The 12,142-nt window shown below is 60.8% G+C and carries 6 protein-coding genes; 4 read left to right on the top strand and 2 right to left on the bottom strand.

What is annotated here, in order from left to right; all coding sequences use genetic code 11:
- Positions 1–149: 149 nt before the first annotated feature.
- The 4 genes from JNN07_25565 (at position 150) to JNN07_25580 (ending at position 10,237) form a co-directional block, all read left to right on the top strand.
- Positions 150–7,220: a phage tail tape measure protein gene (locus JNN07_25565; protein MBL9171127.1), complete on the top strand. Its 7,071-nt coding sequence runs from the start codon at positions 150–152 to the stop codon at positions 7,218–7,220.
- Positions 7,221–7,753: 533 nt separating this feature from the next.
- Positions 7,754–8,497, top strand: coding sequence for a ribonuclease PH (gene rph, locus JNN07_25570; GenBank protein ID MBL9171128.1), 744 nt, complete (start codon positions 7,754–7,756; stop codon positions 8,495–8,497).
- A 214-nt stretch (positions 8,498–8,711) separates the two neighbouring features.
- Entirely contained in the window at positions 8,712–9,335 is a 624-nt protein-coding gene (locus JNN07_25575; GenBank protein ID MBL9171129.1) for a histidine phosphatase family protein, read from the top strand.
- A complete protein-coding gene (locus JNN07_25580) occupies positions 9,332–10,237 on the top strand; it encodes a 50S ribosomal protein L11 methyltransferase (GenBank protein MBL9171130.1) in 906 nt (301 codons plus the stop codon). Before JNN07_25575 ends, JNN07_25580 begins: the two co-directional genes overlap by 4 nt.
- 446 nt (positions 10,238–10,683) lie before the next feature.
- On the opposite strand, the gene nadA is transcribed toward JNN07_25580, so the two are convergent.
- Together nadA and JNN07_25590 are read right to left on the bottom strand one after the other, a co-directional pair.
- Positions 10,684–11,685 (bottom strand): quinolinate synthase NadA, encoded by a 1,002-nt coding sequence (gene nadA, locus JNN07_25585; GenBank protein MBL9171131.1) that lies wholly within the window; start codon positions 11,683–11,685, stop codon positions 10,684–10,686.
- 37 nt (positions 11,686–11,722) lie between these two features.
- Positions 11,723–12,049, bottom strand: a complete 327-nt coding sequence (locus JNN07_25590) for an FKBP-type peptidyl-prolyl cis-trans isomerase (GenBank protein MBL9171132.1) — start codon at positions 12,047–12,049, stop codon at positions 11,723–11,725.
- Between the last annotated feature and the right edge of the window lie 93 nt (positions 12,050–12,142).

The following is a 12,142-nucleotide window of genomic DNA, read 5'->3' on the forward strand; positions in this document are numbered from 1 at the left end:
CAGGAGGGCCTCAGGGTTCTCCCAGCCGGAGTGAGTTCCTCGCCGGGAGGTGGTTGGAGATGTGGCGTTGTGGGTTGGAACCGGGCTCGACGGAGTCTCGCCCTACCTCGTGGGGTGGGGGGCGTTGGGGTGCTGTTAAGACCATTCTTATGTGCTTGAGCTGCACGGCTCTGTGGCTCGCTGGTTCGGATCGGTGCTGGGGGCAGAACGCCGCTGCCAATCCCCCGGCTACGGCTGAGGTTCGGAATGCTTCAATTAAAGGAGGGTGGGATGGCGAACGGGCCAGTCTGCTGATCCAGGCCGAACTTCAAGGGCTGCGGCAGGGACACGAGTCGGCGGTCTACAGCGCCACATTCTTCCAAGCGGTTCGGGTGACCGAACGAAAGCTCCTGCACCGGATTGCCGTTCAGGTGGACGTCCTTCGAGGGCAGCCCCAGGAGCTGGTCTTGGAGTTGCGCGGAAAGGGTGAGGTGAGTCGCATCGCGGCTCCCAATGGCGGGGTTATGGATTGGGCGGTTCGGCAGGGGACCAATGGAGCCCGATCGTTGGTGGTTCGTTTCGCGAAGGCGGAGCCTCCGCTCAGTCAGATCTCCCTGCAGATTTTTGCAGAGACTACCGTCGAGTCTTGGGATCAGCCGGTGGATGGTCTGACGCTCATGGTGAGTCCGAGCGCTTTGTCCAGCGGGTATGTGCGGATCGATCCCGATGCCGGGTTGGAGGCGGTTCTCGAGCGCTTCGTGGGGCTTTCCCCGGTGGAACCCCGGTTTCTACCGGAGAGCTTGTCGCCGGTTTCGGGAGCGACCACTGCGACGAACGACGTTCAGGCGTATCGGTTCCATGGAGTGCCTTATGAGCTTCCTTTGAAACTACGCTGGGCCGATCCGGAGGCGGGTCGAGTGGTGTTGAACTCCCTCAGGTTGGTGGGAGAGCTGCAAGGGGAAGTCGCGGCTTTCACCTTGTCAGCAGTGGCTAAGGTTCAGAGCGCTCAGGGAGGGGAGATCGCCCTGCTGGGAGGACGGTTGGCCTTGACGGGATGGACGCCGGTTTCAAACGGGCGCCTTCGGTTTGAAGCTGGCCGCTACGTGGCTTCGTTCGACCGGGCTGGTGAGTTTCCCATCGAGATGCGGTTTCATGCGGGCGTCGTCAAAAACCAGGGGTGGAGCGACATCGATGTGAATATCGCGCGCTCGGTACTTCCCAAGCTGGAGTTGCGCGGGCTTCCCCGCGAGACACAGTTTCGCTTTCAAGGAGCTCCGCCACCCGAAGCGATTGGCGAGACCTTCGCCAGTTTTCTCCCTCCCTCCGGCGAGCTGAAACTTCAATGGCGGGAGGCGGGACGCGAGGCCGAGGGCGTGCTCTTCTTTTCCGTGGAGGCATTGAGTCAGATCCAGGTCCGGCCTGGCCTGATGACCCAGATCGAGATCTTTGAATACAAGGTCATGCAGGGAGAGCTCAAGCAGGTCAGTTTCCTCCTGCGAGGAGTCGGGGAGGTGACCCGTGTGCAGGGGGCATCGGTGCTTTCGTGGGTGGTGTCGCCGCTGCCGGAGGGCTCGGAGCGTCGGCTGACGATCCAGCTCAATCAGAGCCAGAAGGATCAGTTTTCCCTCCAGGTGCAGGCCCAAACTCCGCTGGGTTTGTTTCCCCTTGCGGTCGACATGATTCAGGTCAAGCCGGAGGGAGCCCTGCGGACGGGAGGCTTTGTTCGGTTGCTCAATGAAGGTGCGGTGCGGTTGGAGGTGCTTCGTTCCTCCGGGTTGTCACAGATTTCGCCGGAGCAATTTCCCCAGACCGACTCCGCGAAAGCCTTGGTGTCGGGTCAGGGCAGTCAGATTTTTGCCTATCGATTCTCCGGCGACGTCCTGGATCTGCGCTTTCAGGCGGACAACATCTTGCCCGAGATCTCGGCATCGCAGGTTCTGCTCTATCACTATGGCGAAAACGAGCTGTCAGTGGAGTTGGATCTGGACCTGGAGGTTCGAGAGGCACCTTTGCGTGAGCTGGTGCTGCGGGTGCCCCGGGGTTTTGCCGTGGCTCGTTTAAACGCGGTGGGACTCACCGACTATTTTTTGACGGAGACACCCGGGGGAACGGACTCGCAACTGCGCCTGGTGTACAGCGCCCCGGTGCTGGGAAGGCAGCTAATCAACCTCAGCCTGGAGCAAAATCGGCCCCCAGCGGCTGGAGATTGGACTCTGCCACGCATCGATATTCCGCAGGCGAAATCGGTGCGCGGCCATCTCGGCGTGAAGGCCGACCTCGGATTCCGGCTCTCCCCCGGCAGGCTGCAGGGCGTGTCGGAGGTGGCGACGGCATTTTTCCCCAAGAAGACTCCCGGACTCCAGGCGGCGGCACGGATTCAGGACGCCCTGTGGAGTCAGGTGATGTCGGTTGAGCGGCTGCCTCAGTCGGTGCAGGCGGATGTTTTTCACCTCTTCTCGCTGGGAGAAGGGATCGCGAACGGCAGCAGCCTGATTCACTACCTGATCGCCGGCGCTCCCGTCTCGGCTTTTCGAGTAGGCCTGTCGAACGAGTATTTGAACGTGGAGTTCTCGGGCAAGGATCTGCGCAGCTGGCAGAAGGTCGAAGGAGGCTATGTGGTGCAGCTGCATTCCCCCGTCTCCGGTGCCTACCCGCTGCTGGTCACTTTTGAGCGGCCTTTCCGTTCGCAAGGGGAACGAGTCACTTTCGGAGGCGCGCGTCCCCTGGATGCTCAGTCTGAACAGGGCCACACCGTGATCGTCAGCTCCTTTCCCTTCCAGGCCCAGCCGCCGGCGGCGGCGCCCGGCTGGATGGTGTTGGAGCCGGCGGAGATCCCGTCCGAGTACCGTCTCTTCTTCGATGCCCCGGTGTTGGCAGCTTACCGGTATTCGGCCCGCCCTGCGGACCTGGCTTTGGACTTAAAACCATTGGTGCAGGGAGAGACAGTGAATCAGGTGGTGGACCGGGGGATGGTGACCACGCGGATTTCCAAGGATGGACAGGTGATCACGGATCTCCAGTACTTTGTGAAGAGCAAGGGAGTTCCGCACCTGCGGCTGACGGTTCCAGCTGGAATGCAGCTCTGGTCGGTGACGATCAATGGGAACCAGGTGGTGCCGGTTCAAGACGGTGCCGCCAGCGTTCTCCCCATGCCTCAGCAGGCGGATCCCAACGCGGTTAACGACATTCGAATCAAGATAGCCGCGCGTTCGGCGAGCCCGCGCAACCTGACCCTCTCGCTGCCGGCGCTTTCGGCGCCGGTGCTGTTGGAGGAGTGGCGGCTGGAACCAGAATCAGGTCGGCGATTGGTCTATCGGAGCGGGAGCATCGCTCCAGCGGATCGGCCGGCGTCTACTGGGGGGGCGTCGGGGCTGGCGCGGTGGATGGAGTCCTCCAACCCGTCTCGTTTGGCGGCGCTGGCTGGCTTGGCCGGCGTATTGATTCTGCTGGCCCTTTGGGTGATGCGCGTGGCGACTGCCAAGGACTGCTCCCGGTTCAGCTCCCGACACGTGATCGGCGGTATCGTCGCCTTGGTCGGCTTTGCCGGAGCGTTTTTCGCCCTGGGGCTCGCGATGAATCTCCTCTCGGCTCAGATGCCGCCCGCCTCCGCCGGGTTGCGCTTCCTGGTTCCAGTCCAGCCACCGGATCGAATTCTATCGGTCGAGGTTCAGAATCTCGCAAGTGCTGGGGCTATTTGGTCTCAGCCTGAGGTGTGGGCACTGCTGGCCCTGGCGGTGGCCTTATGGTTTGCGGCGCGAAGAGGCTCTCGGGATTGTGCTCGGGGCCGTTTTGGAGTCGCGGTAGCGTGGGTGGTGGCTGCCGCTGCGGCAGGACGCTCCGTGCATCCCGGGATGGGAATGGTGGTGTGGCTGATGTGCTTCGTGGCGATTGAGATGCTGATCCCCTGCTTGAGAACGTGGCTAAGGGTACCGGCGCAGTCGGCTCGAGGCGCGGACCCCCAGTCCCCGACGACGCCATCGGCCCCAGCGATCGCACTCTGGCTGGTTGGGTTCTTTCTGAGCACCCCATGTCTTCCCGCCGCCGAACCGGTCAGCAACCGGGTTGCCTCGGCTCGAGCCAGCTTTGTCCAGGCCGATCAGGTCACGCAGGAGGTACGGGTCGTCGAGAACTCCGCAATGGGCACCGTCCGAGTTCGATGGCAAGCGCAGGCGGGGCAGGTGTTGCCCCTGCTGCTATCCCCTGGGGTCATGACCGGGTTTGAGAGTACCGAAGGGGCGGGACGGTTGGTGGAGATGCTCATTCGGACTCAGCCGGGCTTTGGCTTCCGGGCGGAGAAGACCGGGTTGGTGGAACTGGAATTTCGCTATCAGGTCTCGGTCGCACGCCGCAAGGGCGAGCCGGGCTTCGTGCTGCCAGTGGTGTCTGGGGTGGTCAACCGGGTGGGCTTTACCTTGGCGGGCTTGGATGTTGACCTGCAGGTTCCAACGGCCATCTCGAGCGCACGACGTGAGGCGGGCGCGGATTCGGCGTTCGATTTAGTATTGCCCCCGGGCTCCGACATTTGGATTGGATGGAAACCCCGCAGTCGCGACACTCGCCGGGAGCGGGCGGTGTTGTACGCGGATTGGATACAGCTATTGCAGCCGGGAGCGGGAGTCGTGGATGCGTTGCATCAGGCACAGATCCGGCCTGCGCAGGGCGAGGTAGACGAGCTTCTCTTTGATATCCCGGCGGGCGCGACCATTGCTGATGTGACAGCTCCCTCCCTGCTCCAATGGCGATTCGATCCCGCGCAGCGGAAGCTGCGAGTGATCTTGAGTTCGGCGCAATCCAAACCCTTTCAGGTTCAGATTCATTCTCAGTTCACGTCGACCACCTTGCCCTACACTCACCGGTCGGGCCTGGTGGGATTGGTCGGGGCGGCGGGACAGGTTGGCTTGCTGGGAGTGGCCACCTCCTCGGAAGTGCAATTGGACGACGTCAAAGCCGATTCCTTTGCGCCGATCAACCTGGAAGATTTCCCTCCAGAGGTGTTGACCACTTGGCGGGGTCAGTCTGCGGGGACAGCGATCCGGCGCGCGTTCCGCTTTTCCCAGTTAACGGGCGAGTTGGTGTTGCAGGTCTCTCAAGTCGCTCCCGATGTGCGCGTCGAGTCCCAGCAGACCCTTTCGTTGGGCGATGATCGAACTGTGTTGGCCGTGGGATTGGAAGTGGATATCACCCGGTCTGGCATCTTCAAGCTGAGCTTCGTGCTGCCCGTGGGGTTTGACGTGGAGTCGATCAGCGGCGAGGCGCTCAGTCACTGGACTGAGCTGAAGGCGGAGGCGGATCGGGTCATCACCCTGCACCTCAAGGGGCGAACTGAGGGCAAACAGCGCTTCGCCATCACCCTCGCGGGGGCGGGCATTTCCGCCAGGTCGGGTTGGACTCCGCCTCGATTGGTCATTCGCGAGAGCGAGAAGCAACGGGGGAGCCTGGTTCTGATTCCTGAGCAGGGTCTCAAACTCCAGGTCAGTTCGCGCGAGGGCCTCACGCAGCTGGATCCAGCGAGGGCGGGACTGCGTCAGAAAGGCGTGTTGGCGTTTCGGCTCCTCCAGGCGAACTGGAACTTGGTCGCGGATGTGGAGCGGGTGGAAGCTTGGACCCAGGTGACCAGTTTTCAATCGGTGGTTGTGGCGGAGGCTCGGCTGCGTGTGGGGATGAACTTGGTGTATGACATCGACAATGCGGGAACAAAGACCCTGCGGCTAGCCTTGCCGCTCAATGCTGAGAACGTCCAGTTCACCGGCGAGCAGGTGGCCGACTTCGTCAAGTCCGCCGCGGGGGCGGACCCGGGGAGCGGGAGGATCGATTGGGAGGTTCGATTGCATCGGCGCATGATCGGAAAATTTGTGCTCCAGCTGCATTATCAGCTTCCGCTGGCCGAGGCGACGCCGGAAGTGCGGGTGCTGGGTGTGCAGGCGCGGGATGTCAACTTGCAGCGTGGGTTTCTTGCCTTGCAGACCAAGGGACGCCTTCAGCTCGAGCCGGGGCCATTGCCGACGGCTCTTCAGCCCGCTGAATGGCAGTCCATTCCGGCAAACCTTCGACAAGGACTGGAGGCGGAAGCCGCCAGCCATGTGTTCCGGCTGGTTGAGCCTGGTTATGAACTAAGCTTGCGGCTCACGCGACATGAGGTGGTGAAGCTGCTGCCGGCCCGAGTTCATTCTGCGACGTTGACCTCGGTGGTATCGGACGATGGTACCACTCTGACCCGAGTGCGCCTGCAGATAACACCCGGGGACAAGCAGTTGCTCCCGCTCACTCTGCCAGAGAGGTCCCGCTTCTGGTTCGCCTTCGTGAGTCAGAACAGCGTATGGCCGTGGAAGGAGAAGGATCAGTTGCTCATCCCCCTGGAACGCGCTTCGAAAGGCACCGAGCCGATTCCGGTGGAGTTCTACTATTTGACCCCGTCGGCGGAGCGGGGCAGTCGGAGTCTTGATCTGGCTCTCCTGGGTCCCAAATTCGATCTACCTTTAGAGCAGATCTCCTGGAACGTTTTTCTCAATCCGAAATGGCAGGTTCATCACTGGGGTGGATCCTTGGAGCTGAGCGGGCGGACGGCCGAGGCCGCCGCTGGATCAATCGATCTGGCCAGCTATGAACGGAACGAGATCACGGTGCAGCGGGCGAAAAGCCAGGAGGCGGAGCAGTTTCTCTCCATGGCCAACTCGCTGCTTGAGAAGGGCAATCCTGAGCAAGCCCGGCGGGCTCTGCAGTCCGCCTTTGGGCTGTCTCAACATGACAACGCGTTCAATGAAGATGCCCGGGTTCAGCTGCACAACTTGAAAACGCAACAAGCGCTGGTCGGCTTGAATCTTCGGCAGGCAAGGGTGGCGGGGGATGCAACTGGGCTATCGCAGGTGCCGAGTTCCCTGCGCGACGGGCCTGCGCCTGCCTACACCCAGCAGGAGGCCAAAACACTGTTGGAGCGAAATTCCGCTGAAGATGCGGCCGCGCAGCGCAAGTTGGTCGAGCGGTTGATTCAGCAGCAAGAGACCGTTCTGGCCAAGCCGGCGGCGATTCATGCCTCGCTTCCAGAGCAGGGTCAGCGACTGAGTTTCACGCGCGCGTTGCAGATCGATGCGTGGACCGATCTGAAAATCACCTTGCGAGCGTCGGAAAGCGCCCGCTATGCGTGGCTCATGAACGGAATGATGGCTTTGGTGCTGCTTGGCTTGGTCGGGGGAGCGCGCTGGGGTATGGCACGGATGGTGGTGAGGAAGTGCGTTGGGAAGTGATGAGTGACGAGTGGCGAGTGGCGAGTGGCGAGTGGCGAGTGGCGAGTGGCGAGTGGCGAGTGGCGAGTGACCCCATATCGTCACGGCGGTAGGGCGAGACTCTGCTCGAGCCCACTCCTGCCCCAGACTTAGGATAACACAGCGGCAACTCCGCAAGGGCCGACAGGTGTTCGTCACCCCCTAGGCTCTCCACGACGCAGCCCTCTTCCCTTTGAACGACGCAGGGCCGGTCAGGGCTCGAATGGAATCTCGCCATAACCCGTATCGTCACTAAGGTAGGGAGGGATCCAGCAGCGAGGTGGTTCTATGGACTGCGGAGACACGTCTCCGCTTTTCCTGCGGGCGGCGGGGTGGCTGGAGGGTGTGCCCATTGTAAAGGTCGGCGTTGGAAGGGGTGAGGTGGCGTGAAGGAACAGCGGTGTCGTGCCACCGCGGTCCATAGGTGATCGTCCCTGGTCCCCTGGTAGCGTCGTCCGTCGCCGGCTTTAGGTTTCACTTTCCTTTGCGCATGAGCACGCTACCCTTCCCAGCTCATGACCGAATCGCTGAATAGTCCTCGTCCCGACGGACGGGCGGCGGACCAGTTACGTCCGATCCGCTTTACGAATCAGTTCGCTCCGCATGCGAACGGTTCCACCCTTATTGAATGGGGTAATACCCGCGTGATTTGCGCGGTGACGGTGGAGGAGACCGTTCCTCGCTGGATGAAAGAGCAGGGCGTGGTAGGTGGCTGGATCACAGCTGAGTACAGCATGCTACCCTACTCCACCCACCAGCGGAAAGCTCGCGACAGCTCCAAGGGCAAAATCGATGGCCGATCCCAGGAGATTCAGCGGCTGATCGGGCGCGCCATGCGTGCGGCGATTGATCTGGAGAAGCTCGGTTCACGTACGTTGTGGGTGGATTGCGATGTGCTTCAAGCGGATGGGGGCACTCGCACTGCCGCCATCACGGGGAGCTATGTGGCGCTGATGCTGGCGATTAACCAGCTGTTGGCGGCTGGTAAGCTCCAGCAGAGCCCGATGCTGCATCCGGTGGCGGCGGTGAGCGTGGGGATCGTAGCCGGCACACCCATCTCGGATCTTTGTTACCTGGAGGATGTCGCGGCGGAGGTGGATATGAACTTGGTCATGAATGCTGCCGGGCAGTTCATCGAGATTCAGGGTACGGGCGAGGAGTCGACCTTCAGTGATGCACAGCTGGCGAGCATGCTGGGGCTGGGGCGTCAATCCATCCAACAACTGTTGGCGGCCCAGCAGGCTGCCCTGGTTCAATAGTCATGAAGGAGTGTGATTTAAAGTGCGTGAGATCGGGATGTCTCGCACGGGATCCCGACTCCGTCGGGTGCTGCAAAGCTGTAGAGGGCTACAGCACTCCAAGACGATCCGCGAGGTTTGTGGGCCATTTTGGAGTGCGTGCAGCCCTCTGCCGCTTTTGTCCCTCGACGAAGTCGGGCTCCTCCAATCTCAACCACTTTAAATCACGTTCGGCATGAAACGATCGGCGACACGTCTCTATCTGGTTAGGCACGGGGAAGTGGAGGAGCGGTATCACCGGATTTTCGGGGGCCGCATCGACATGAATCTCAGCGCTCATGGACATGAGCAAGCCCAAGCCTTGGCAGATTATCTGCACAAGCATCCTTTGCAGGCCGCTTATGCCAGCCCGATGAAGCGAGTGCAGCAGACCCTGGCTCCTTACGTGAATCGAGGCGGCCATGCACCGCAAGTGATGCCTGACCTTCGGGAGGTGGACTTTGGCGATTGGACCGGGCTGGGGTGGCACGAGGTGCAGGAGAAGTTTGGAGCGAGCGCCTTCAATTGGCTCGAATTGCTTGAGACCGGGGGTATTCCCAACGCGGAGACCGCGGATGGGTACCGGGCTCGGGTTCAACCGTGTTTACGTCATATACTCGGAGAGCATGTGGACGAGTCAGTGGCGGTTTTCTGTCATGGTGGCGTCGTCCGTCAGCTCTTGTCGCTGATGCTGGATTTGCCGCTCAGCCGAATGAGCATGTTTGAGGTCGACTATGCCAGCGTCAGCATTGTGGACTGGTCGCCCGACCGCGTGGAGATTCAGTTACTCAACTTCTCTCCCTGGAAGCATACCAAGTGAAGCCGATTCCCTTTTGGAAACTCTCCGTTGCCACCACTTCCGAAGCCGAGGAAGCGGTGAGCGAGTTGCTCACCGCGGTTTTCGGTCTCGCGGCCGCCACCCAGCAAAACACGATCACAGGGCGAACCGTCGTCTCCGTTTTCGTGCCGAGGCGACGCGATATCACCACCGCTCGGCGGGCGGAGCTGCGAGCGGGTCTGCTGCGCGCACGCGAGAGCGGGCTTCAGGTGGGCTCGGGGCGGGTGTCCATTCGTCATGTTCCAGCCGAAGATTGGACCACCTCGTGGAAGCGTCATTTCAAGCCGTGGGAGCCGGGCAAGCTGCTGCTGGTGAAGCCCAGTTGGAGCCAAGCCAAGGCTAAGGCTGGTCAGGCGACGCTGGTTTTGGACCCGGGGCTTAGCTTTGGCACCGGAAACCATCCCACGACTCGCTTTTGTCTGCGTCAGCTGGTTCGGCTGCGCAAGGTGGCGGTCTCTCAGTCCCTACTCGACATCGGTTCCGGCTCGGGGATCTTGTCGATCGGAGCCACGTTGCTCGGCTACGCACCAGTGCATGCCTTTGATTTCGATCCTGAGGCAGTGCGAGTGGCGAACGCCAACGCGCGGATGAACGGGGTGCAGCGTCGGTTGCGGTTTGAGCAGGCGGATCTCGCGCGCCTCCCGAAGCGGGCTGCCCAACGTTATGATGTGGTCTGTGCGAACCTGATGTATGACTTGCTGATCGCCGAGCGGCAGAGAATCTTAAATCGGGTTGCGAACGGTGGAGCCCTGATCCTGGCGGGGATATTGGTAAATCAGTTTGGCATGGTACAGAAAGCGTTCGAGGGAGAGGGGTGGTTCCTGGAGCGGGGGCGGACTGAAGGCGAGTGGAGATCTGGACTTTTTCGCATGTCTCCTTTTTGACCATCCTGGCGACTTTTGCCACATAGGATGGTCAATTCTGTGAAGAACTCTTGACGTTTTCGTCAGGTTTGGCAGTATAGGAAGGCGATGAACTGCTGCTTGTTCATGTTTCGCCACGTTCCAGAAGGAGGAACGGTCTGTACCCTTGGTTGGCATGGCTCAAGCTCAGTTTTGTTACGAGAAAGGATACAGTTCTATGACCAAATCCCTAGACGTGATCTCGGAGTTAGTGAGGAGTACGAAACATCCATTCCGTAAGGCCGACGACCGGCCTGCCAAGGCACTCAAACATCGATACGAGCGGAGAAAGATTAGGGAGTTTATCCGACTCAGCGATTGGGCGCAGCAAAACCCCGCCTGAACCTTGCGCTAGTACCTTAGCACCGAAGTATTTGTAAAAACGAACGGCCGCACCTGACCCCGGGTGCGGCCGTTCTTTTTCTCCGTCACGGCCTAGCTGAAATCTCCAACATGCGCTCGATGGGCAAGCGAGCGCGTTCGATGATCTCAGGTGAAAGGGTGACTTGGGGGGTCCCACGGAGCATGCAATCGTGCAGTTTTTCGAGCGTGTTCATCTTCATGAAACGGCACTCGTTGCAGCGACAATTGTCCGTTGGGGCGGGGATGAAGATCTTGCCGGGGCACTCCCGTTCCAATCGGTGGAGCATGCCCGCTTCGGTGGCGATGATGAACTGGCCGGCGGGAGAAGCCTTGCAGTAGGTCACCATCTTCTCGGTCGAGCAGACTTCATCGGCGAGCATGCGCACGGCCTTGGTACATTCTGGATGAGCGACGACTGGAGCGCCTGGGTATTGTTGACGGATGCGGGTGATACTGGCGTGGGTCCATTCGACATGCACATAGCAGTTGCCTTTCCACAGGTGCATGGGACGACCCGTTTGCTCCATGACCCAGGAGCCGAGGTTCTCGTCGGGCACAAACAGCAGATCGCGGTCAGCCGGGGCCGCTTTGACGATCTTCACGGCGTTGCCGCTCGTGCAGATCACATCGCTGAGGGCCTTCACCTCGGCGCTACAGTTGATGTAGGCGATGGTGTAGAACTTGGGATTGGTCTGCTGGAGCGCCTTCAGCTTGGCGCCGGGGCAGCTTTCTTCGAGTGAGCAGCCCGCGTCCCGATCGGGAAGCAAGACCCGCTTGTTGGGGTTCAGGATTTTGGCGGTCTCCGCCATGAAGTGCACCCCGCAGAACACAATGGTTTCTGCCGGGGTCTTGGCGGCCTGCTGGGCGAGTCCGAGGGAGTCTCCGACGTAATCGGCGACTTCCTGGATCTCGTTGATCTGGTAGTTGTGCGCCAGGATCACCGCGTTGAGTTTGCGCTTCAACTCCAGGATCTCGCGTGAGAGCGCGCTCACCTGGGCCGGAGGCATGGGAGTCCTGACCCCCTGCTGGGAGGGGCGATGCGGCTGAGTCTCGGTCACGTCGATCATGGTGTAACCCTAGGGTCCGACCTCCCACCCGTCAAACCTATCGGATGGCCAGGAGCTCCACTTCGAAGATCAGTGTGGCTTTGGGGGGGATGGCTCCAGGGTATCCGGCGTCACCGTACGCGAAATCGGAGGGAAGCGTCAGCTTCACCTTATCGCCGACTCGCATCCGCGCCACGCCCTCATCCCAGCCTTGGATGACCTGATTTCCTGCGATCACGAATTCGAACGGCTCGTTTCGATCCACCGAGCTGTCAAACTTGGTGCCATCGGTCAGCCAGCCCGTGTAGTGGACTTTGACAGTGTTGCCGGGCTGGGGCGACTTACCTTTACCGAGCTTCAGAAACTCCATTTGCAGATTCTTCATGAGATAGATGATGCGGTCGGATCATTGGATCCGTTGTGGTCGATGTTAAGCGATCGTCCCCCCCGGCTGACAAGCCTGGAGCGACTTGAGTGG

This window comes from Verrucomicrobiales bacterium, from assembly GCA_016793885.1.
In the GTDB taxonomy this organism is placed as follows: Bacteria; Verrucomicrobiota; Verrucomicrobiia; order Limisphaerales; family UBA11320; genus UBA11320.